Genomic DNA, 22,664 nt, shown 5'->3' with positions numbered 1-22,664 from the left:
CCGCCGGCCCCGGGCGGACGGCCTCCTACCCACCGGCCTTGGCCTTCTTGCCGGTGTCGGTGACGGCGAACCAGAGACCCTGCTTCGCATGTCCGTTGGTATCGCCGGGCTGCTTGTCGCCGGTGAACCGGTAGACCGGCCAGCAATCGACCGTCAGCTGCTCCGAGCCGTCGGGGCGCTGCACCGTTCCGATGAGTTTCCCGGCGATTCCCGACACCTTTGCACGGTCGACCGGTGCGGCCGGTTTCCAGGTGTTCAGGCAGTCGTCGAGACAACCGATTTTCATCGGCCAGGCACTGTCCTTGTCGAACCGGTAAAGGGTCATCCCCGCACCGTCCGTGATGATGTTTCCGAGTTCTTCGTCACGGGCGACCCGGAGTTCCGCGCCGGCCTTCTCCTGCTTCTCCTCCTCCTTTTCCTCCTCCTTTTCCTCCTTGCCCTTCTCCTCCTTCTCCTTCTGCTCTTCATCGAGGGAGATCACGTGCCAGGTGTCGCCGACCCCCTCCCCAAGGGTGTCTCCCGCTTTCCGGTCCTTGGCGTAGCGGTATACGGGCCACCCCTCGATGGTCAGCTGGCGGGTGCCGTCGGAGCGGACCACCTCGCCGAGGAGGTCGGCGTCAATGCCCCCGGAGGCCGAAGCGCCCTCGGCGGGGACGGGCGGCCATGCGCGGGCGCAGTCCCCGTCGCAGGTCGATGTGGAGGGCTCGGCCGTGTCGTTGTCGAAGCGGTAGAGGGTGAAGCCCTTGCCGTCGGTGACCACGCTGCCGAGGGCCTGAACCTGCCGGACCGCCAGCCGGCCGGCCGGGCCGCCCTTGGCCCCCGCGCCATCGTGCGCCGGCGCGGCGCCGCTGCCACTCCCGCTCCCACTGCCGCCGTAGGCGTCGTCCGCGCCGTAGCCGGGTGCGATGCTCTGTTCGCTGCCCGCCGGCCTGACGGCATTTCCCACCGGAGCCGAATTCGTGTCCCCGCCGCTTCCACATCCCGCGGCGAGCAGCACCACCGCGACTGCCGATCCTGCCGATATTGCGCGCATCTTCTTGTTCTTCACGTGAGCTCCTTCGGGACGTTCGCGTGTACGAGGAAATTGATACGGGATCGCGGGTGATATGAGGTCGCCTCCACGGGATTTTGTCGGATCGCGCCAAGGAATGAACTCGCAACGGCGGCGGGCCGTACGCCACCGCCCCGCTCACTACCGCTCACTCCTGCATGCGCAGCGCGAGTGCCGGGCAGCGCCGTACCGCGCGCAGCGCCCTGGGCCGGAGCCGTCCCGGCACCGGCATCGACGCCTCCGCCGGATAGCCGTCCGCTCCGAGCCGTACGACATCGGGGAGGATCTCCTGGCACAGCCCGTGCCCCTTGCACAGCGTCCAGTCCACGACCAGCCGCTCCGGGCTCTCGTCCTCCGGCAGGGGCAGGACACCGTGTACGCGCCGGCCGCAGCCGCGGCCCAGCGCATGGGCTTCGAACTCCTCCGGGAACACGGCGAGCGCGGAGGCGACGAACTGCGCCGTGCCGTCGGGGTGACTGCAGGCCCCACGGCCCTTGACCGCTCGGGTACGGGCCGCCACGGCGTCGAGGGCGGTCCGCCCCCCGCCGGCCAGGGCGTCCTCCAGGACGGCCGCCAGCGAGGGCAGCCCCCGTACGCAGGGCCCGCACTGGCCCGCCGATTCCTCGGCGAGCCAGCGGGCCACCCGGGCCGCCTCGCCGGCCGGGCAGGTGTCCTCCGGCAGCGGCAGGACCGCCCCGGCGCCCAGCACCGCGTCGAACGAGGCCAGGGACTGCCGGGATACCAGTGCGCTGCGGGCCGCCTCCGGTCCGAGCCACCGCCCGTGATACCCGCCGACCAGGACCCCCTGTCCGGGACCGGTACCGCACACGTCCAGGACGTACGGCAGCGAGGATCCGGTCGGGGCTTCCACGACGGTGGTTCCGGCGACCGTCAGCAGGACGGTGCCGGGCTCGGCGGGCAGGCCTGCCGAGCGGTAGTCCAGTGCTCCGAGCCGGGCGGCCACGGCGAGCTGGGCGAAGGTCTCGGTGTTGGACAGCAGGGTGGGCAGGCCGGTCAGCCCGCGGTCGCTGGTCCGCACCTTCTGCCCCGACGGGCGGGCCGCGCCGCCGTTGAGGCCTCCCACCAGGGCGGTGCCTTCTCCGGTGACAAAGCGTTCGGGCAGCCGGGTCACGCGCACCCGGCTGCCGTCCGGGCCGCGTTCGGCGACCGCGGCGCGCACCGACTGCTCCACGTCCGTTCGGGTGACACCGACCACCACGTCCTCTGCCGACAGGGCGGCAGCCGCCAGCAGGGCCCCGTCGAGCACCAGGTGCGGAACGTGCAGGAGCAGCGCGGTGTCCTTGAGGCAGGCCGGCTCGCCCTCGCTGCCGTTGACCACGACCGCGCTCCGCCCGTCCCGGGCGACGGCCGAGCGGGCGACCGCCCGGAGCTTGCGGGCGAACGGGAAGCCCGCTCCCCCGCGCCCCCTGAGATCGATGTTCTCGGCGAGGGCGGCGAGTTCGTCCGGGCGGTACCGGGGCAGCGAGCCGTGCCGGGTCAGATGGGCGACGCGGTCCAGCCGGGCCGCCGTGTCGAGTCCCGCGAGCAGGCGGGGCGGACCCACCGAGCCGAGCGCGGGCCGCGGACCGGGGATCACGGCCACCGCCCGGGGGCGGTCGCGCTGTCCTCGGATGCGGCTGCGGGGCTCGGTATGTACGCGGAGAGGAAGGGAGGTTGGGCGGGCGGGGGCGGGGACGGGGGCATCGGCGGGGGCGGCGGCGGGGCCGCTGCCGGGCGGGCAGCTGCCGCCCGGGCCGCCGTGGGCGGGGCTGCCGCTGCCGGGCGGGCGGCGCCGCTGCGACGCAGCCGCGACCGCAGGCGCAGGGCGAGTAGCACGGCCACGGCCAGCAGGCACATCGCATAGGCGACGGTCACCCAACCGTCCGCAGAGCGCCCGGACTTGAGGCCGTGGACCAGTGATGCGCACCACGCCGGGTAGGCCCCCGTGTGCACGGCCCGCCACCACCGGGACCGGCTGCGGGTGGTGGCGAAGGCACTGCGGGCCGCTCCGGAGACCGCCACGCCCAGGAAGAGGTAGCCGGCCAGCGTGCCCAGCCCGATGAGCAGGGGCCGGTCGCGGTCGGCGAAGGGTACGACCACGGACGCGGCGCCCGTATGGTTCTCGGCCACCTTGACCCAGACGTGGAGTACGAGGAATCCCAGCCCCGCCACGGCAAGGCCGCGGTGCACTCCCTGGGCCAGGAGCCGGTGGCCCGACCCGAGCACCAGCCGGTCGGTGGCCATCAGCCCCCACAGGACGGTGGCCGTCAGGGAGACGAGCGAGAGTACGCCCGCGCCGAAATCGAGGAAGGCCCACATCCGGGTGAGGGCGCCCGCCCGGCCCGCCACGACCAGGGTGAGCAGGAGGGCGAGCCCGGCGGCGCCCGCGTACAGCGCTGCGGGGCGCCGTGGCCCGAGGGCGGGCAGCAGGGGCGGCCGGCGGACGGCCCGCCGTCCGGCCGCGGCCGGTGCGGCTCCGGCATGGCGTCTTCTGGGACGGGCCCGATGAGAGCGGGGTGCATGCATCTGGGACAGGGGCATCGAGTTCTCCCGTGCACCCGGGTTCCGAGGCTCCACCTCTTGCTCGGCACCCGGGGATCGTGGTCGGAACTGCTCGGCGGCGCTCTGACGCGCACGCGGCGGGGCCGGTCGGGCGGCACTCCGGTGACAGGGGTCCGGCGGCGGCGAGGGGTCTCCTCTGCGGCGCGGGGGCCGGATTGCCAGAAGCATCGTGGAGCTTCTCAACACCCCCACAGGATTTATCGAAATGTGACAAGTTCTGGTGCCCGCATCGCCACCCCATCGTGTAGCAGCGGAGGATTCCCCTCCAGTGGTGCGGGTGGGGCGCCGGACGCCTCATGTGTCGCCCACTCCCTTGCCGGGCAAGGCAATCGGCACGAACGAGGTAGCGATGTGCGAACTTCTGAACCGCATCTGGTCCCGCCCCCGCGGCGAGTGGACCCGCGTCCTACGCAGGGAACTCCCCACGCTGGCCGCTGAGATAGTGGAGGAGCTCCTGCATGGAACACCCGGATTCTCCGTGTTCGCCGAGGACGTCGACGACGAACTGCTCAGACACGCAGTGGAGTTGGCACTGGTCGGCGTCCTGGGCTACCGGTCCCGGGAGCACGGCCACCACGAAGTCGACGTGCACGGCCACCACGAAGTCGACGTGCACGGCCACCACGAGGTCGACGTGCACGGCCACCACGAAGACGAGGTGCGCGGGCATCACGAGGCGCCGCTCGACCGGGCCCGCCAGGGCCTCTTCAAGGCGCTCACCCGGGACCGGAGCCCGGCCGAGGACACCGTGGCCGAACTGGCCCGGCAGGCCGCCTGGCCGGTACCGGAAGCGGTTCGCGCCATTGCCCTGACCAGCCCCGGAGAGACCCAGCAGCTGGCCGGGATGCTGGACGACGGTCTCGCCGGCATGGCCGGAGGCCAGCCGTGCCTGCTGGTGCCCAGCCACGACGGCGACACCCGTACTCCGCTCGAGAACGTGCTGCGCGGCCGGCTCGCCGCCGTGGGCCATCCCGTCCCGCTGCGCGACACCGCCTCGTCGCTGCGCTGGGCCCTGCGCCTGCTCGCGCTGACCCCGCCCCGGCCCGGTCCGGACACCCGGGCGGTCTTCGTCGACGACCACCTCTCGACCCTGCTGCTGCTCCAGGACGAACCGCTGGCGCACGCACTGGCGGCCCGCCGGCTCCAGCCGCTGGCCGATCTGACACCGCGCCAGAGCGAGCGGCTGGAGGTCACGCTCCTCGCCTGGCTGGAGGGCGGCGGCGCTCCGGAGGCCGCGAAGGCCTTGAACGTGCATCCGCAGACCGTGCGGTACCGGATGCGGCAGCTGGAGAAGCTCTTCGGGTCCGACCTGCGGGATCCCGGCACCCGTTTCGAACTGGAGATGGCCCTGCGCAGCCGCCGGCTGATGGCCCAGCGGCGCCAGTCCTCCCGTACCGGACGCCGGGGACGGCCCCCGCTCGCCGCGGAGTTCCGTCCGCTGGGCATCGGACGGATGGCGCGCGTCAACGGACTGTGACCGGCGCCGACGCAGGCCGGCCCCGGTCTTCCCCTCCTGCCGACGAGGGGAAGACCGGGGCATCCGGGATCTAGCGGCAGGCGCGCCCGCTGTTGATGCAGCGCACCGCCCTGGCCATCAGACCGTCCGACATCACGTTGATGAAGTCGCCGTGGTCGGTCACCGGTTTGTGCAACTGTTCGGGGAAGCTGTCCACGGCGAACCGGGTGCCTGCCGGGACGTCGTAGACGATGCGCTGGACGAGCTGCGGCAGGGCGGTGAACCCGTTGGGGCACCGGCCGTTGCGGTCCGCGAAGGCCACATGGGTGCGGTGGTTGGCGCTGTCGGTGTTCCGGCCGTCCCAGCAGCTCTGGAAGTTGAAGGTGCGCACCACGTCACTGCCGCGCGGGCAGAGCGGGTACTTGTCCTTCAGCTGCCGGTTCTCGAACCCGGTGCAGCTCCAGGAGGCGTTGGCGTTGGCCGTGCCGTTGGTGAAGGCCTTGGCGTCGCCCGTGATGATCCGCAGGAAGCGCGGCATGGCCTGGACCCGGCCGACCGGGCTGCCCTTGAACTCGATGGTCACCTGTTCCGGCCGGAGGATCGTGCCGACGTTGCCGTCCGGGCCGCCGCCGGGCGCGTTGGCGTCCCGTTCCGCCCGGCCGTCCCGCAGGCGCAGCACCGGCCAGTAGTAGCTGGACCGGTCGCCGTTGCTGCAGGTGGTGCCGGCCGCGGCGAGACTGTCGTTGGTGGAGAAGGCGTCGGTGGAGAGGTTGCCCACGTAGTCGTGCATATGGTGGGCGCCGTTGCTGATGCCGGGTGCGACGATCACGTTGTCCGGGTTGAAGTGGCCGTTCTCGTTCCGGCCGCAGCGGACGCTGAAGGAGCCGGTGGAGGCGCCGGCCGCGGGGGCGGGTTTGCGTACGTTGGGCCGTACGGAGGTGATCGGGGTGAAGTCGCCGCGCGCCGGACCGCCGGCGGTGCCGCTGCCGCTGCCCCGGCCGAGTGTGCCGGTGCCCTGGCGGGCGGCGGCGCTCGGCTGCCGGTCCACCGCCGGATCGGTCAGGGCCTCCTTCATCTCGCAGGCGCTCAGGTCCTCCAGGCCGGCGGGCGCCCCGGACCCGGCTCCCGACTGTCCGATCGCTCCGGACAGCTCGGCTATGGACTTGCCCCGCTGCTTCTCGAGCTCGCCGAGGAGCGGAGCTTCCTCGGCGGTGCCGTCCGCCAGCTTCCGGTAGGCGTCGGCGACCTGGACGTCGAGTTCCGCGAGTTTCTCGTCGACCTTCGGTCTGGCCGGGGCGGGGACGTCACGCAGCCGGTCGCCCACGTCGGGGCAGTCGATGGTGGCCGTCACGATGTCGCCGCCGCTCTGTGCGTCCCGTCCGGAGATACCGGCGGATGCCGACTCCGCGACGATCGCGATCCCGCCGGCGCCCACGATGAGGGCGGAGAGGAGGGCGAGGGAACTGCGGGACAATCGACGGCGTTTGTGGCCCTGTCGACTCATGCGATCACTTCACTTCACTTCATCGATCGGACGTCGGAACGGCGGACGGGGGACGGGGACGCGGCGGTGTCGGTCAGCGACTCGAAATCGACCAGCCCGCTGTCCTCGAGGACGGTGATGTGGTCCAGCACGGTGGTGTTGGCGTCGGTGGCCAGGTTGCGCACCATGGAGTTGCGGGTCTGGGCCCGGACTTGGGCCACAAGGGCGAAGACCTTGCCGTGTGCCCGGCGCAGGAGCTGGATGAACAGCCGTTCGTAGGCGTCGCCTTGGGCCCGGGTCAGGTCGGCGAGCCAGCCCTGCTGTTGTTCGGTGGGCTGGTTGGGGAGGTCCAGCCCGAGGGCCTGGCCGACCTCGATGGCGCGCCGGTCGAGGTCGGTGTGCCCTTCGACGAGGTGGTCCCCGGCGGTGCGCACGGATTCGCGGCTGCCGCGCTGCTGGGCCTGGCGTCCGGCCGGCAGCTCCCACAGCCCGGCCAGCCGTACCTTGCGGACGAAATCCCGGTCCTGGGGGGTCAGCGGCCCGTACGGCGTACTCATGGTGCCGAGACCGTCGTCATCGCCCGCGAGGGCGGCGGAGGCGGATGTCCGGCCTCCGAACGCCTCCACCGGGATCAGCAGCGCCAGCAGGGTGAAGGCCAGGGCGCCGATGACGGCGGCGCTCGCGGTCACATATCTCGCACCGGCCGAGAGGCCGACGCCGGACCTGCGACGCAGTGACAGCACAGTGCCCTCCTTGCTCCGTGGTATGGCAAGGAACGCTAGTGCCGTCGGGGTGCGCGGCCGGGAGCCCGATCACCATCGGACAAATTCCCGGGCGCCCCCGGAAAACCCTGCTACATTCCGCCGCGGCCGGCCAGGCGGCAGCCGAGGCATTCGGAGTGGCCGGTGCGCGCGGCGTGGTCGCGGGTGCCCATGCCCCAGTGCGGCGTCGGGCGCGGGCCGGGTGCCTTGCCCCAGCCCGCCAGGTGCAGGGACCAGGTGAGCAGGGCCGCCGCCGCGAGGATGCCGAGCCCCAGCCAGATCCCCGGCGTCCAGCCGCAGATGCCCACGCCGGCCGTCGCGGCCCCCACGGTGGCCACGGCCGTTCCCGCCCATCCGGCGACCGTGTGCCCCTCGTCGTATCCGTGTCCGCTCAACCGTCGGCCCTCCCGGCTGCCACCTATGATGTCTTAGCTGGTAAGCAAATTTATCTCACGCACTAAGGGATTTTCAATGGAGGGCACCACCCGTCCCGCCGCCTCCGTTCCGGACGCGATCCACGCGATGGACCACCTGATCGCGACGAGCATGGTCGCCCAGCAGGAGTTCGCCCGGCACCTGGGCCTGAGCCCGACGGATCTGATCTGCTTCGCGTACGTCCTCCAGGCGGGCGACTCCCCCGTCACCGCCGGCGACCTCGCCGCCCGCGCCCATGTCACCACGGGGGCCGTCACCGGGATCGTCAACCGGCTGGAACGCGGCGGGTACGTGACCCGGCAGCCCGACCCCGCCGACCGCCGCCGCGTCCGCGTGGTCGCCGTCCCCACCGCCGCTCAGCGCGTCCGCACCGTGTACGAGCCGTACTACGCGCGCCTCGCGGAACTCTTCGCGCAGTACACCCCCGCGGAGGTCGCGGTGCTCACCGACTGGTTCGACCGCGCCGGCACGCTGGCCGTCACCTACCTCGAGGAATCCTGCGACACCTGAGCTCCCCGGCATGCCGGGCCGAGTCGCTTCCCCCATCATGACTGCTGTGCATGACACGCGCGGGAGTTCCATCGCCCTGTCCGTCGTGGTCCCCGTCTTCAACGAGGAGGAGGCCCTGCCCGCTCTCGCGGCGCGGCTGCGCCCGGTCCTGGACGCGTGCGGCGAACCGTACGAGGTCCTCGCCGTGGACGACGGCTCGACCGACGGGACCCCCGGTGTACTGGAGGATCTGCACGCGCTGTGGCCCGAGCTCCGGATCGTGACCCTCCGGCGCAACAGCGGCCATCAGGCCGCCCTCACCGCCGGGCTGCACCGTGCCCGTGGCGCCCATGTGGTCAGCATCGACGCCGACCTCCAGGATCCGCCGGAAGTCATCCCCGAGATGCTCGCCTTGGCCCGTTCGGACGGTCTGGACATCGTCCACGGCGTCCGGATCGACCGCTCGGCCGACACCGGGTTCAAACGCCGGACGGCCGCCGTCTACTACTGGCTGATGCGCCGCCTGGCCGGCACCTTCGTCCCCGCCCACGCCGGCGACTTCCGTCTGCTGTCCCGCCCCGTAGTCGACACCCTCAAGACCCTCCCCGACCAGCAGCAGGTCTACCGCCTGCTCATTCCCTGGCTCGGCTTCCCCAGCGGCCAGATCGCCTACCGGCGCGCGGAGCGGGTGGCGGGCACCACCAAATATCCGGTGCGCAAGATGATCCTCCTGGCATGGGACAGCGTCACCAGCTTCTCGGTGGTCCCGCTGCGTCTGGCGACCGCGATCGGCGCCTTCAGTCTCGTCGTCTGCCTCGCGTTTCTCGTCTGGACCCTGATCGTCTACGCCGCGGGCAGCACCCTGCCCGGCTGGACCTCCCTGATCATCACCGTCCTGTTCTTCGGCGCGGTCCAGCTCTTCTGCCTGGGAATGCTCGGCGAGTACGTGGCCCGCATTCACACGGCCGTGCAGGCCCGGCCGACGTATTGCGTCGCCCGCGACACGGACGAAGTACCGCAGTAGGTTTCTCCGCCGGTCACACCAGTACGCCGCCGAAGAACATCACCGTCAGCAGGACGTACTGGATCGAGCAGCATGCCAGCAGTGCCACCTGAACCCAGCGGGGCATGCGCCTGACCAGAACCAGCCCGACGAACATCTGCGCATGGTTGCGGTACCACGACATCTCGGCGCCGGCGAGGAAGGGCAGCAGAAAGATTTCCACCACCAGGACCAAGGCAGCCCATTCTTCGACCTCGAGCCGACGGTTCCGGACCAGTCGCACTGCGGCCGTCGCCAGGATCAGCAGGATGAAGGCGATGTTCAGCCAGAGTTGGGGCCGGTGCGCGGCAAGGCTGTGCTCCACCAGCCAGGACAGCTGCCCCTCGGGCCGGTACCAGTCGCTGAACGGAAATCCGTACGCCTTCCCCATCTCCTCGAACGGCCGGCGCAGCTCGCCCTGTCCGTAGCTGGACTCCTGGATGACCTCGTACGCGTCCCAGCGGCCCGTCGCCCGCCACATCAGCCATTTGACCCAGATCAGCCCGCAGCCGGCGACCGCCGCCGACAGTCCGGCCTTCGCGAGCCTGCGCGGCCACGGGTCCCCTTGCCAGGCGAAGAAGGCGCTCAGGAGGAGCATGCCGATGGCGACCGCGCCAACGGGATGGCAGGCGACCGCCACACAACCACCGGCAGCGGAGAGCGCCCAAGAGCCGCGCTTCACACCGGCGATACAGACCAGCAGCGCCAGCGTTCCGGTGGCGATCGGGAAGATCGCATGGAAATAGACACCACCGGGAAACACCGTACCGATGGCGAGGGTCAGGCCGGTGGACCAGCCGAGCCGGGCACCGAGCAGCCACCACAGCACCGCGAACATGCCGAGCAGGGACAGCTCGGCGATGAGTACGGCGGAAAACTCGTAGGACAGACCGGTGGCGGAAACGACCCGGACCGACATCGGGTAGCCGGGAAACCAGGCAACGTTTCCGCATATGACGTCGCGAAAGTCCGGATGGCGTTCCCGGCACCAGAACATCTCGTAGCCGGTGTGGGCGATCGACAGGTAGTGGGCGGAATCCCAGCGGTCACGGGCATCCGTGGACCAGAAGGCCACCGCGGATCCATCGGCGGCAACCGATTGTTTCGCGACCAGCCAAGTGACGAGGTTCGCGATCACCCATGCGACGACCGGCGGCAGCAGCCGGTGGACCCGGTCGCGGCGCGCCGGCCGGGCGGGTTCCACCGGTGTCGCGGAGTCAGGCATCCGGGGTGAAGACGTCCTCGTGAGCGTCCTCGAGCACAAACCCGTTGTCGAGGCGGACCCGGACCGTCACCCGGGGCTGTTGCTGCTGGTGGGCGATCCAGTCCGGCTCCAGGGCGCCGATCTGCTCTTCGAGCTGCTTCCTGCTCGCCGGGGGCATCTGGTGGCCGAAGTCGTCGAGAAGCGACTTCAGCCGTACGTATTCGCCGACCTCGTGGCTCTGTTGCAGCTCCTGGGGCTCGTCCACACGTTCGACGGTGCCCTCGGTGCCGGAGGCCAGGGAGAGAGAGCCGACCCCGGCCGCTACGACCGACCCGGTCAGTCTCAGATCTGCTGCCAGCTTCACCCGCTGGCCTTCTTCGAGCGTCATCGGTCCATTGTCCCGTCGGAGGCTGCGGGCTTGAGGGTCGGGACCAGGTGGTCGAAGGCCAGGCCGCTGGAAACCTCGCCGCGGCCGGCCCCCCGGCGGGCACTCAGCCAGACGGTCACCCGGCCGTCCTCCCCGCGGGTCCGGTTGAAGGCCACCGTCAGCCGGGAGCCCCCCTGGGGGACCTCCTCCTCGTTGACGTAGTAGGACCGCGGCCGGGCCGGCGGCAGCACGTCCAGGCCCTCCCGCAGCAGCTCCGTCCGGGGCCGGACCGACGTACGGTCGACAGCGTGCGGCATCGCGGCCCGCTGGAGTCGTACCGAGCGGCGGTCCTCGCCGGTGTGGACGGCGATGAAGGGGATCCAGTGCTCGGGCACGGAGTTCATCGCCCGGTACGCCACCGCGGCGCGCGGTGGGGTCCCGGGCGCCGGCGGGTCCTGGAGGCTGCGTCGGTGTGCCGTGCTCTCGGCGGACATCTCGCTGCCCCGGCGGGGTTCGCCGGTCGCCGTGCGGACCGTCTGCTCCAGTCCCCAGACCAGGTTGGCCTGTTCGTCGCGGACCAGCAGCACCTCCTCCAGTACCGGTCCGTCCGCGACGGCGGGCGCTCCCGGCGGCAGCAGCAGGTACCGCGGGCTCTCGACGGCCGGGGGCACCGGCTCCCCGCCCGGCCCGGCCGGGACCTCCACCGGGTCCAGGGTGAACATCGACCAGCGCCGGCGCGGGTCGCCGGTCGCCGTGGCGGCCGGGTTGATCCACTGCTTCATGCCGAACACGTCCGTCACGCACAGCCCGCGCACCGACGCCAGGGTGCCGGAGGGCAGGTCGCACGGCAGCTGGTACCAGTCGTTGCTGTAGACCAGGGCGAACTCCAGGAAGATCAGCCGGGCCAGGTCGGTGCTGTCCGGACGGACCGCCGCGAAGTTGGTGCGCCCGTCCTCCACCGCCCACCAGCGGGGCAGTGGCATCCCGGAGAACCGGACCGGGGTGGGGAACACCGTGCGGTGGACGGGTGCGGGGGCGGGCGGGGTGCCGCCGAGCGGTTCGCGGTGGTCCACCGAGAAGGCGTGCCAGTCCAGTTCGCCGCCCGGGTACTCGGGGGCGGTCAGGACCTGTTCGCCGTCCGGGGTCGCGGCGGCGACGGAGAACCGGTGTTCGAGACGGGCGGGGTCCCAGGCCGGTGCGGCGGCCGGCTGGTCGATCAGGGCGTCGAACCAGGCGGTGAACTCCCGTCCCAGTGCGTTGAGTTCCGCGTAGTGGAGGTGCAGGACGTTGACGATGCCGTCCGAGGCCTGGTGGCCGCTGCCGTCCTTGAGGTGCCGGTAGAGCAGATAGCCGTCCATCTGGCGGCCGGCAGCGGCCTGGAGGGTGGCCCACACCTGCGGGTGGGCGGCCCGCGGGGTGTCCGCGGGGTCCTCGGGATCGGGCAGGGCGACCGGGTAGCGGGCGACGTACTGTCCGCGGAAGTCCTCGACCGCGGCCAGCTGCAGATCGCGGATCATCTTCAGCCAGCGGTGGCCCATGGTCAGCCGCAGATCGAAGGAGACCGGGTCCGGGCCGAAGCGGAACGCCAGGCTTCGGCGTTCGGCCACGGATTCCAGCGGCCGGCCGTCGGGCAGCGGTTCCACCGGGCCGGCCGGCGGCCGGTACCGGGTGGGCGGGGCGGCGGCCACCGAATAGGTGGCGGTCACCGGTGAGCCGGCGTCCGAGGCGCGGAATTCGCCGAGCTGCCACTGCCGGGTCAGCAGCCACAGCGGGTCGCGGATCTCCGCCCGCAGGGCTGCCGCGAAGTCGGCGGTACGGGGCCGCCCCTCCAGGCGGTTCCAGATGCCCACGGTGGGCTCGTGCCGCTCGTCCAGGGCGAGCGGGAACTCGATCCGGGCCGGTTCAGTCATGGGCCGTCGCCTTCCAGCGGAGGTTGCCGAGCGCCAGGTCCGTGCTGACGGTGATCGGTTTGCGGGTCGCGGACAGGACCGTGGCGGGCAGCAGCTGGGCGTACGCGGTGTCCTCCAGGTGGGCGGGTTCCACGGCGCGGGCGCGGGTCAGGTCGAAGGTGTCGGTGATCGCGGCGAGCAGGTCCCCGGTGGTCCAGTCGCCGTCCGGGCGCGGCGGTGCGACCAGCAGCATGGCCTGCGGGGGCTCGGAGTCCGGGCCGTCGTAATGGACGGCGATCCCGGTGGTCTCCTGGCCGGCCGGGACCATTTCGGTCCATTCGTCGAGGAGGAGTCCGCAGGCTTCGGGGGCGCGGGGCCGCGGCTGCGCGGTCGGGGCGGCGTAGTGCGCGGTGTACAGGACGCGGTCCTCGGTGAGCGGCCGGCGCCGCCGCGGGTCCCGGGGGAACTCCATGGCGAGCCAGTGGTCGTCGGGGCGGTGGGGCAGCTGGACGGGGATCAGGCGGGGCTCCTCCCGGGTGACGGTGAGGCCGCCGTAGCCGTTCAGCGCGTCCGCGAGGACCACCGTCTTCTCCCAGAGCCGGGGGGCCTCGCGGATCCGGGCCATGCCGTGCAGCCAGTCCTCGACGGGGAAGCTGCGGGGTGCGGGCGGGTCGGTCCGGAGGTGGGCGAGGAGCCGGTCGCTGTATTCGAGGGCGGTCCGCCAGTCCTCGGCGAGCGCCTCGGAGGGGGTGAACTCCGGTACCGCGAGCACGTCTTCGCCGAGCTGGGCCTTCAGTGCGTCCAGTCCGGCGCGGACCCGGTCGGGTCCGGTGACGGCCGCGTCATACGCGCGGAGCGCCTCCTCGGCGCCGCCGATGCGGCCGGTGATGTCCTTGAGCAGGTCCTGGCTGCGGGTGAGGAGCTCGCGGGCCTGGCCGACCACCCGGTCGCCGTACGGGGCGAGGTCGAGCCCCTCGTGCTCGAAGGCATCGAGCGGCAGCAGTGCGGAGACCTCGGCGAGCAGGCCCGACAGGGTGGTGCGGACGGTCCGCTGTACCGCGGCGAGGCCGGCCTGCCGGTCGGCGAACTCCCGGCGCCGGGAGAGCAGGAGGGACCGGAACAGGGCGGGGGTCGCGGGGGTGGGGTCGGCCGGGACGGTGGTCAGCAGCCGTTCGACCCCGCGGAGGAGGCGGTACCGCTCGGCGTCCGGGGTGCCTCTGGGGAGCTCGTCGTACTCCCCCAGCAGGACGTCGGCCCGGTGGAGGGCGCGGTCCATCCGGTCGGCGGTACGGGCGGCAGCCGCGAGCAGCTCGGTGAAGACCTCGCGGCGCCATGCGGCGAGTTCGGCCCAGCCGCTGCGGAGCAGGCCGAACCGGCCGGCTCCGGCGGCGAGATCCGCGTACCGGCCGAGGAACTCGTCGATGAGCCTCAGCAGTTCGGCCCGGGCGGCGGGGGTGGGGTCTGCGGTGGCCGGCAGCAGCGCCCGGAGTGTGTCGCGGAACTCCTCGGTGCGGTTCCCCAGCGCGGTGAGGGATTCCAGGACCTTGGCGGGGCGTTCCCGGTGCAGGTGCACGGCCTCGTCGGCGGTGCGGTCCACGGGGGCCGTCCCGGCTCCGGGCACCAGGTCGGTGGCGCACAGTGGGCGCGAGGTGGTCAGCAGGGTGCGCAACGCGCCGATCAGTGGCGACAGTTCGAAGAAGCCGATCTTCTCCGGGATGCGGCGGGTGTAGTGGATGACCGGGCGGGCGTCCGGCCGGGGCGGGGCGGGAGAGCCGAGGACCTCGCGGACGATGCGGTCGTCGAGGTCGCTCATGGTGGCCTCGCCGGCCGGCCGGACCGCCCAGAGCAGCTCGATCGCCTGGAGTCCCAGCTCCTTCTGGGTGACCACCCGGTCGCGCGGGGCGCCGGAGACCGGGTCGGTCCAGGTGACCAGGGCGGCCACGTCCTCCGGGTCCGGCAGCAGACCGGTGAGCCAGTCGTTGACGGCGGGTTCGGCGCGGGCCCGGGGGCTGTTGCGGCCGGCTGCGCCGGCGCCGTGGTCGGGGCCGAGGCCGGGGGTGAACTGGAGGGCCAGCCGGTGGGTGAGGGTGGTGCCGCGGCGGGGTGTCCGTACCACCTCCGGCTCCGGCGGGAAGCCTTCCTTGGCGTATGCGTCCAGGGTGGCGGCGGCGCGTTCGGGGTTGCCGAGCAGGGTCTGGTGGGTGCTCTCGGCCACGGCGAGGTCGGCCAGTGCGTCGTGGAGGTCGAGCAGGTTCGCCAGCTCCGCGTCCATGGCCTCGCGCTGGGGGTCGGTCGCGTCCTCGGGCAGGCCCTCGGCTCCGTACGGGTAGTGGACCAGGCCGTCGCGGGTGGCCCGGCGGACCAGTTCCAGGCCGTCCACCACGGTGCGGGCCTCCACGAGCCCGATGTCGTCGGGGGTTGCGGAGCCGGGCGAGAGCCGGCCGGCCCGCAGCGGGAAGGCGCCGCGCAGCAGCGGGATGAACCGGTCGAGTTCCACCCGGGGATGGCCCTCGTGGAGGCCGCGTTCGAAGATGCGGCCGAGCATCGCGCCGGGCGACTGGCCCTGCCGGAGCCCGTCCAGGAGGGCGAGGGCCGTCCGTACCCGCCGGGAGCCGAGGTCGACGGCGAAGGCGGCGGTGCCCTCCCGGTGGCCGTTGGCGAGGTAGCCGGCGCGCAGCACGGCCGCGGTCGTCGCCTGGGCCGGGGAGGGGGCGTGGATCCAGCCGCCGTTGCGGGGGTCGTGCGGGAGGGTGTCGGCCTGGAAGACCGGCCGGAGTTCCTCCGGGACCGGGACCTCGGCCGGCGGCTCGGTGCGCGGGACGACGTCCTCCAGCCAGCCGTACGCCCCCAGGTGGAGGCCGCGGCGCGGGCTGCCGGTACCGGTGCTCGTGCCGGTGCCGGTGCTCGTGCCGGTGCCGGTGCCGGTGCTCGTGCCGGTGCCGGTGCTCGTGCCGGTACCGGTGCCGGTGCTCGTGCCGGTACCGGTGCTCGTGCCGGTGCCGGTGCCGTCCGTTCCGTAGCGGAGGTCCATCAGCTTCTCGGTGGCCAGGCCGAGCCGCCAGGCGTCGAGCCGGTAGGTGGCGCAGTCCAGGTGCTCGGTGAGGAGGCGCTCCAGCCGGGCGGTGGGGAGTCCGGCGAGCAGCTGCAACGCCTCGACGATGTCGGCGAGTTCGGCGGTCGCGGGGTGGCCGGCGGCCAGTGCGCGGGGGATGTGGCGGTGCAGCGGCTCGCCGTTGCCGGTGATGTCCGGTGCCGGGGCGTAGAGCTGGCGGTACCGGCTCTCGCTGGGCAGCCGTACCTCGGGGTGGGCGGGGTCGTCGGCGATGTGGACGAACGGCGGGTCGGCGGGCGAAGGGACGGGCAGGCCCTGCGCCCGGGCGAGCCGCCGGCCGGTCTCCACCCAGGCCAGCAGGACGGCGTGCCGCAGCAGCAGGTAGAGCAGGGCGGCCGGGCGGGCGTCGCCCTCGAAGCCGGTTTCCTGGCGGACCGCCTCCAGGTCGGTGCCGGCGTGCTCGGCGAGCCAGTGCAGGTAGTTCCGGGCGGGCGCGGTGGTGTACGGGCGTACCGGCCGGGTCTCGGACGGCGGCCGGTCGTCGACCAGCGGGCCGAGCAGCGGGTGCTGGCCGTCCACGAAGAGCCGGCCGAGCAGGTCGGGGTCGGGGGCCGGGCCGGTGCCGCCGGCCCCGAGCCGGGTGAGCAGGGCCCGGACCGGTTCGGCCATCTGCAGCCGTTCCAGGGCGGAGACGACGAGGTGGCCCTGGCCGCCCAGGTTCTCCCGGTTGAACAGGTCGTCGACGGACTGGGCGTAGCGCTGGTGGAACTCGGCCGAGGCCGGGTGGAGGGCGAGGATGTCCAGCAGCTGCCGGTGGGTGTCGTGGGCGGCGGTGCCGAGCCGGGCCACCTTGCCGGTCGCCTGCATCCAGTCCGCGGCGGCCGTGGTGAGCATCCGGTGCAGGCCGGCCCGGTGGGTGTCCGGGGCGGGCCAGGTCAGTTGGCCGAAGGCGGTGGTGACCAGGATCCCGTAGGGCTGCCGGCCGATGCGGACCACCGGGAGCGGGCCGCGGCCGGAGACGTTCCGGAGGAAGAACGCGCGGGTCTGCTCGATCGTCTCCTCGGCGATCAGCGGGTGGAGGGTGGTGCGCAGGTGGTTGCCCCAGGTGGCGGGCCACAGGGCGGTGTTGGCGGCGCGGGCCTCGTCCAGGTCGGTGTGGTCGGTGTGCGGGGCTCCGGCCAGGGTCGCGGGGTCGATGCCGAGGAGTTCGGCGAGCCACCGGCCGTCGGTGCGCGCCGCCCGGCCGCCCGGGTCGGGGCCCGCGGCGGCGTCCGGGCCCGCGGCGGCGTCGGGGCTCGCGGCGGCGGTGCCGTGGGCGGCCCGCCGGGCCGCCTCCGCCTCCCGGCGGGGGTCCGGCCCGGCCGCCGCGTGTTCGCTGTTGTTGGTGGGGGTGCCCTGTGGGAGCAGGGCGAATCCGGCGGGGCTGCGGATCTGGTGGCCGATCAGCTCGGCCAGCTGTTCGGCGGATTCCTCGGCGGTGGCCCCGGTGCGCAGGCCCAGGACCACCAGCCGGTGCAGGCCCTGGCGGAGGGTGTCGTCCAGTGGGATGCGTACGGCCATCCCGGCGGCCACCGCCGCGTCGAAGTCGGTGAGCCAGGCCAGGGCCGGCGGCACCCGCAGGGCGCCGGTCGCCTCGTTCACCTTCAGTTGTTCATCGCGCTCGGTGGCCGGGTCCGGGCCGACCGCGAGGGGGCCGCTGACCGGGGCACCGGTGGCCCGGCAGACCAGCCGGCCCTCGCGGTAGCCGAACACCTCGAACCGGTCGGGCAGCAGGACGGCTTCGGCCGCCCTGGTCCAGGACTGCGGGGCCACCTCGGCGTCGGGTGGCGGCGCCAGGACCAGGAAGGCCACGGCGACCCTGTCGGCGGCGGTCAGGGGGGCGGCCTCCAGGCCGGCCGGCGGGCGGGCCCGGACGGCGGCTGCGCGGCCGGGCCCGACGGCGGCGAGCAGGGCCGCGTCGGCGGCCCGGACCCGGACCCGGTCGCCGTGCGCCTGCCAGACGGCGGTCCAGTAGGCCACGGTGGGCGGCCGGTCCTCGGCGGGCAGAGCACCCGCACTTGTGATCACCAGCACGGTGGTGCCCTCCTGGAGCCCGGAGGGCCGGTCGGAGGGGTTCGCGGGCACATGGGTGCGCAGCAGGTGCGCGGCCCGGCCCTGTGCCACCCGCCGGGTCAGCTCCTGCCACGCGGCCCGCTCGGCCCCGGGGTCGCCGGCCGCCCGCCAGAGGGCGGTCCAGTAGGCGGTGACGGCGCCGAGCTCGGCCCGGGTCGGCAGGGGCTGGAGGCTGTCCACGGACCACTCGTCCGGGAAGATCCGCACCAGCAGCTCGGTCGCCGTGAACCGGGTCTCCAGCCGTACGGGGCCCAGCAGGACCGGGTGGGTGCGGGTGAGCTCAGCCACGGGGCAGCATCTCCTGTGCGTGCACGGCCATCAGGACCGGGGCCTGGAACAGCATGTAGGCGACATCGGCGGAGTCGAGTCCGGCGTGCCAGGAGCTCAGCTCGGTGTCCTCGCCGTGCTGGCCGGTCTTCTCCTCGTCCTCCGCCGGGTCGTCGAGGTCCTGCAGCAGGACGACGGGGGTGGTGGCGTCCAGGGCGATGAATCCGCGCCGGCCGCCGGGGTCCAGGTCCTCCCAGGTCAGGTCGTTCCACACCTCCACCCGGACGGGGGGTCCGTCGTCGGCGCCGAACCGCGGCTCTCCCGGGCGTTCCTGGAGTACGAAGAACCAGCCGGGGTCCGTGGCGTTCCCCTTGGCCTCGGCTTCGGTGAGGTCGAAGCCGAGCAGGGTGATGTCCGGTTCGACCCGGGCCTCGTAGATCGGCAGCCGGATCTCCTGGGCAGTCGGCCGGTTCGGGTCGCGCGGGGTCACGGGGCTCCGCTCCCGCCTCGGGTCGGGGTTCTCGTTGCTGGGGTTCCAGCGGGCCCGGTGCGCGTAGACCGCGGTGTTCGGGTACTTCTTGAGCAGATCGCCGCGGATGACGAGGACGAGCTCGTCCCGCTTCCGCGCCGGGTCCGGCTGCCGGTGGTCGTGGGCGCCGAGTTCGCTGTCCGGCGTCCAGCGGTGGACCGGCGGGATGTCGTACAGCCGTTCGCGGCGGGCGGCCGTGGGCTCGTCCGGCACGGAGGCGGCGGCGCGCGGGTCCCAGAACTGCCGGAAGGGGGTGCAGCGCTGATCGGTCGGGTACTCCCGCCACAGCAGCTCGCGGGCCAGCTCGTGGTTGAGGCCCACCATGAACGCCTCGATGAACTCCTGGTCCGTGTCCAGGAGGGTGACCGTGTTGACCGGGATCCGGTCGAGGTGGGGCACGAAGGACTCGACCGAGAGGCCCAGCAGCGCCTCGTACATCGGCAGGTCGATCACCGGATAGGCCATGACCTCCAGGAACCGCTCCGCGAACGGAGCCAGTGCCGGGGCCTCCAGACGGACCGTGCTCAGCAGGGCGTGCGGCACGGTGGTGGCGGCGTCGAGTCCGCCGAGCACCCGCCCGGCGGTTCCCTGGACGTCGAGCGGGCCGGGCACCGGGGTGCGGGCGGAGGCGGCGGCGGTGCCCCAGCCCTCGTACAGGTCGGTCAGGCCCTGCTTGAAGCGGCGGGCCTGTGGGCTGTCACCGGGTTCGACGGGGGTGGCCGGGTCAACGGGGGCACCGTCGGCGGCCGGCGTGGGGGGTACGGGTGCGGTGCCGTCCGGGCGGCGCAGGACGAAACCGGGGCTGACCGGAAGGGATTTCACCGGGTCGGGCAGCGGCTGCGGCCGGATGATCCGGTCCACCTGCACCGGGGTCACCACGGCGGCCGGAACGGTCTTCCCGGGTGCCGCGGTGACCAGGTCCGGCTCGGTGTCCATCCGCGGCAGCAGCGCCTCGGGCGGGTGCTGCTCGGGGAAGTCCAGGGTGCGCATCAGCCGGGATCCGGGCCGGGTGATCCGGCGCATGGCCGCCGAGACCGGGGCCGCGGCGATCCGGCTGACGGCCACCTTGAAACCTGCGGTGACCTGCTCGGTCAGGTCCTCCGCGGCGGCGACGGCGAGACCGGTACCGGGCGCCGGGCGGGTCAGCGGGACGGTGACCCGGGGGTGCGCCGGTGCGGTGAGCGCCAGCGCCCGGCCCGCCGGGCGGACCGTCGCCCGTACCGCGCGGAGGCCGGGCCCGCCACCGGGTGGCGGGGGCGGCGGCCCGAGGTGCCGGTCCTGGATCCGGAGCCCCACCTCGCAGGCCAGCTGGGCGGCCCGGATCCGGTGGTTGACGTCCACGAGGTCGCCGACCTGCGCCCAGGCGGCGGCCATGAACTCCTCCTGCCGGGCCTGTACGACCTGGGTGCCGAAGTTCGCGGCCACCCGGAACCGCGGGTCGAGGTTGAGCCGGTGCACCCAGTTCCGGTCGTGTGGCAGCCGGCTGCCGTCCGCAGCCCGCAGCAGCCGGGAGGTGCGGGCGGGCCACCGCCCGTACAGCGGCGGGGTGATCACCGGGTCCACTTCCTCGGCCGGGTCGGCGGCGGCAGCGGCGGCCGGGCCGAGGGCGGCGGCCAGCGCAGCGTGCGCCTCGGCGGGCGGCCGGTGCGGGTAGTCGTCGGCGAGGTTGACCAGGGCAGCCATGGCCTCCTGGAACGGGTGCGGGTACCGGCCCGTGGGCGGGCGGTGTCCCTCCGCCGGGGTGAACCGGCTGTCCCAGTTGTCCCAGTCGTCGTGCGGGCGTACGGCCTTCAGCGCTCCGCCGAGCTTGAGCACGCCGCCGATGGACGGAGGCGTGTCGATGGGCGGCAGGCCCGGACCGGCCTCTTCGTGGACGTCGATGTCGCGGCGGCCGACGCCGGGGTCGGCCTCGGCCGGGTCGAGGAGCCGGACCAGGTACTCGAAGTCGCCGGCCGTGCCGGTGTGGAAGGACCAGCGGTGGTAGTAGGGCAGCCGGGTGTCCGCCCGGCCCGGCTCCCAGCCCGGGTCGGTGGCCCCCACCCCGTCCTGGGCGATCCCGAGCCCGGCCCGCCGCCCGGATTCGAAGGCCGGTACCAGGAAGGCGTGGTAGGTGGTCAGCGGCTTCAGCCGGCGCGGGCAGATCAGCCGCGAACAGGCGTCGTCGGGGCTGGTGCGCAGCAGCCGGCCGAGGGTGTCCAGGGGGCCGTCCATGGCCTCGGTGCGTACGCCGCCGGTGCCCGCGAGGTCGCCGTTGACGTGGACGTGCGCCCAGGCGCCGAGCTGTGCGACCGGCGGCAGCGTCCGGACGTCCGTCACGGTGATGTACGGCAGCGGCCCCTCCGCGGGCCCGCCCTCGCGGAACTCGCCCCCGGCCGAGTCCTGCGGGTCTGCGGCAGCGGCCAGCACGATCAGCGCGAGCCAGGGGCAGAGCCGGTTGGCCTCGTCGGGCACGGCCGGGCTGTACTGCCAGGGGAAGTCCTCCTCGTAGAACTCGATATGGGCGAGGAAGTTGGGCTCCGCATTGGTGACGGAGGGCTGCGGTTCGGTGCGGGAGATCGCGCGCGGGTCCACGCCCACCACGTCCCCCGGGCCGTAGAGCTGCACCGGCTGGGTCACCGGGCGCTCCCGTACCGGCTGCCCGGGGACCTCCCCGGTCAGCCGCAGGGTGACCGGGATCCGCGGGCGGGGCCCGGTGTCGGCGGCGGTCTGCTCCGCCGTGATCCGGGTGGTCAGGCCGGTGCGCAGCCAGGGCAGGAAGGAGTACGCGTTGGAGGTCACGAGCCGTCTCCGGTGCGGAAGATCTCGGTGGTACGGGTGAGGTCGTCGGCCTGCGGGCCGGCGGCGGCCAGGCCGGACCGTACGGTTCCGCCGGTGACCAGGACCTCGGTGCCGGACAGCGCGGCGGCGGCGAAGGCCCAGCGGCCGGTGGCCAGTCCGGCGGCGGGGGCCCAGGCGTCCCGGGCGGTGTCGTAGACGAGCACGCTCTGGTAGCCGGCGGCGTCCTCGGTGTCGCCGGTGCCGCCGATCACCAGGACCCGGCCGGTCCCGAGGGGCACCGCGCGGTGGTGGCCGCGCCCGCCGCGCACCGCCGTGCGGGGCGTCCACTTCTGGGTGGCCAGGTCGTAGAGCTCGGCGTCGATCAGGGCGTACGGGTCGTAGGTGCCGTCGCCGGGGACGCCGGGGGTGCTGCCGCCGATCACCAGGGCCGTGGTGGCGGACAGGTGCAGCGCCTGGTGCCGGCTGCGCGGCCGGGTGAGGTTGCCGGTCGGGGTCCATGCCGGGATGGCCGGGGTGTACAGCTCGCAGAAGGCGAGGGCGGCCTCCCGGCCGGGGGCGATGGGTGCGGTGCCGCCGCAGACCAGGACCCGGCCGTCCGGGAAGGCCAGGGCGGTGTGTCCGCCGCGGGCGTCGTTCATCGGTTTCAGCGGGGTCCAGCTGCGGTCGCCCGGGTGGTAGAGCTCGGCCGAGGCCAGGGCCCGGGCGGAGTCCTGGGACCGGACCGTGTAACCGCCGCAGACCAGCACCTTGTTGTCGGCGGTGCGGACCGCGGCATGCCCCCAGCGGGCCTCGTGCAGGTCGTCGGCGGGGGTCCAGGTGTTGGTCTTGGGGTGGTAGACGGCGGCGGACTTCAGCGCCGGGGACAGTCCGGGCGCGGCGGTGCCCCCGGTGACGAGCACATCGCCGTCCGCGAGGAGGGTGGCGGTGTGCAGCCGGCGGGCGCCGCCCGGGACCTGGCCGGCGGCGCTCCACGTCCCGGGGGTCTCCGGGGTGGCGCCGGGGGTGAAGAGCCAGGCCTTGGCGAGGGCCGCGGACCGGCCGTCGGCCCCGGCCACCACGAGGACCTGCTTCTTCTCGTTGCCCAGCGGCACGGCGGTGTCGTACTGCCCGTACCAGGAGGCCGCTTCGGGCAGGTCGCCCTGGGCCGTCCACTGCTCGGTGGCGGCCCGGGGGGTGGTGGTGGTCAT

14 protein-coding genes and 1 pseudogene are annotated in these 22,664 nt (G+C 73.5%); 3 read left to right on the top strand and 12 right to left on the bottom strand.

What is annotated here, in order from left to right; translation table 11 throughout:
• Window positions 1–25: 25 nt before the first annotated feature.
• The 3 genes from DEJ50_RS31985 to DEJ50_RS34945 form a co-directional block, all read right to left on the bottom strand.
• Window positions 26–1,048: an SCO0930 family lipoprotein gene (locus DEJ50_RS31985; RefSeq protein WP_223837998.1), complete on the bottom strand. Its 1,023-nt coding sequence runs from the start codon at window positions 1,046–1,048 to the stop codon at window positions 26–28.
• Window positions 1,049–1,199: 151 nt separating this feature from the next.
• A complete protein-coding gene (locus DEJ50_RS34950) occupies window positions 1,200–2,654 on the bottom strand; it encodes an NADH-ubiquinone oxidoreductase-F iron-sulfur binding region domain-containing protein (RefSeq protein WP_411757656.1) in 1,455 nt (484 codons plus the stop codon).
• Entirely contained in the window at window positions 2,645–3,592 is a 948-nt protein-coding gene (locus tag DEJ50_RS34945; RefSeq protein WP_223837997.1) for a hypothetical protein, read from the bottom strand. The genes DEJ50_RS34950 and DEJ50_RS34945 overlap by 10 nt, the downstream gene beginning before the upstream one ends.
• Window positions 3,593–3,962: 370 nt before the next feature.
• On the opposite strand from DEJ50_RS34945, the gene DEJ50_RS31975 reads away from it, so the two are divergent.
• Window positions 3,963–5,090 carry a PucR family transcriptional regulator gene (locus DEJ50_RS31975; protein WP_150211535.1) on the top strand — a complete coding sequence of 376 codons (1,128 nt, stop codon included), beginning with the start codon at window positions 3,963–3,965 and terminating at the stop codon, window positions 5,088–5,090.
• Between the two features lie 70 nt (window positions 5,091–5,160).
• On the opposite strand, the gene DEJ50_RS31970 is transcribed toward DEJ50_RS31975, so the two are convergent.
• From DEJ50_RS31970 to DEJ50_RS31960, 3 genes and pseudogenes are all read right to left on the bottom strand, one after another.
• Window positions 5,161–6,573, bottom strand: coding sequence for a DUF1996 domain-containing protein (locus tag DEJ50_RS31970; RefSeq protein WP_150211534.1), 1,413 nt, complete (start codon window positions 6,571–6,573; stop codon window positions 5,161–5,163).
• 14 nt (window positions 6,574–6,587) lie between these two features.
• On the bottom strand, window positions 6,588–7,241 hold the full coding sequence (locus DEJ50_RS31965) for a DUF4142 domain-containing protein (protein ID WP_223837996.1): 654 nt from the start codon (window positions 7,239–7,241) through the stop codon (window positions 6,588–6,590).
• A gap of 173 nt (window positions 7,242–7,414) precedes the next feature.
• Window positions 7,415–7,708 (bottom strand): annotated as a pseudogene (locus tag DEJ50_RS31960) (HGxxPAAW family protein); the annotation flags it as partial.
• A 76-nt stretch (window positions 7,709–7,784) separates the two neighbouring features.
• On the opposite strand from DEJ50_RS31960, the gene DEJ50_RS31955 reads away from it, so the two are divergent.
• Window positions 7,785–8,258: a MarR family winged helix-turn-helix transcriptional regulator gene (locus tag DEJ50_RS31955; protein WP_150211532.1), complete on the top strand. Its 474-nt coding sequence runs from the start codon at window positions 7,785–7,787 to the stop codon at window positions 8,256–8,258.
• A gap of 37 nt (window positions 8,259–8,295) precedes the next feature.
• Complete coding sequence (locus tag DEJ50_RS31950) at window positions 8,296–9,261, top strand: glycosyltransferase family 2 protein (RefSeq protein ID WP_190344809.1); 966 nt, start codon at window positions 8,296–8,298, stop codon at window positions 9,259–9,261.
• A gap of 13 nt (window positions 9,262–9,274) precedes the next feature.
• Here DEJ50_RS31950 and DEJ50_RS31945 read toward each other — a convergent pair whose 3' ends face one another.
• Genes DEJ50_RS31945 through DEJ50_RS31920 form a run of 6 tightly spaced genes read right to left on the bottom strand, consistent with a single transcriptional unit; the run spans window position 9,275 to window position 22,664 of the window.
• Window positions 9,275–10,504 carry a hypothetical protein gene (locus tag DEJ50_RS31945; RefSeq protein ID WP_150211530.1) on the bottom strand — a complete coding sequence of 410 codons (1,230 nt, stop codon included), beginning with the start codon at window positions 10,502–10,504 and terminating at the stop codon, window positions 9,275–9,277.
• A complete protein-coding gene (locus DEJ50_RS31940; protein WP_150211529.1) occupies window positions 10,497–10,871 on the bottom strand; it encodes a hypothetical protein in 375 nt (124 codons plus the stop codon). Before DEJ50_RS31940 ends, DEJ50_RS31945 begins: the two co-directional genes overlap by 8 nt.
• Window positions 10,868–12,760, bottom strand: coding sequence for a hypothetical protein (locus tag DEJ50_RS31935; RefSeq protein ID WP_150211528.1), 1,893 nt, complete (start codon window positions 12,758–12,760; stop codon window positions 10,868–10,870). The genes DEJ50_RS31940 and DEJ50_RS31935 overlap by 4 nt, the downstream gene beginning before the upstream one ends.
• Entirely contained in the window at window positions 12,753–18,191 is a 5,439-nt protein-coding gene (locus DEJ50_RS35350; RefSeq protein WP_150211527.1) for a hypothetical protein, read from the bottom strand. The genes DEJ50_RS31935 and DEJ50_RS35350 overlap by 8 nt, the downstream gene beginning before the upstream one ends.
• The gene (locus DEJ50_RS31925) at window positions 18,184–21,477 is read right to left on the bottom strand and encodes a hypothetical protein (RefSeq protein WP_150211526.1); all 3,294 of its coding nucleotides are present in this window, start codon (window positions 21,475–21,477) and stop codon (window positions 18,184–18,186) included. The genes DEJ50_RS35350 and DEJ50_RS31925 overlap by 8 nt, the downstream gene beginning before the upstream one ends.
• The gene (locus DEJ50_RS31920; RefSeq protein WP_150211525.1) at window positions 21,474–22,664 is read right to left on the bottom strand and encodes a Kelch repeat-containing protein; all 1,191 of its coding nucleotides are present in this window, start codon (window positions 22,662–22,664) and stop codon (window positions 21,474–21,476) included. Before DEJ50_RS31920 ends, DEJ50_RS31925 begins: the two co-directional genes overlap by 4 nt.

Source organism: Streptomyces venezuelae, assembly GCF_008642295.1.
Taxonomy (GTDB): domain Bacteria; phylum Actinomycetota; class Actinomycetes; order Streptomycetales; family Streptomycetaceae; genus Streptomyces; species Streptomyces venezuelae_C.
This window is presented reverse-complemented; position numbering and strand designations above follow the sequence as displayed.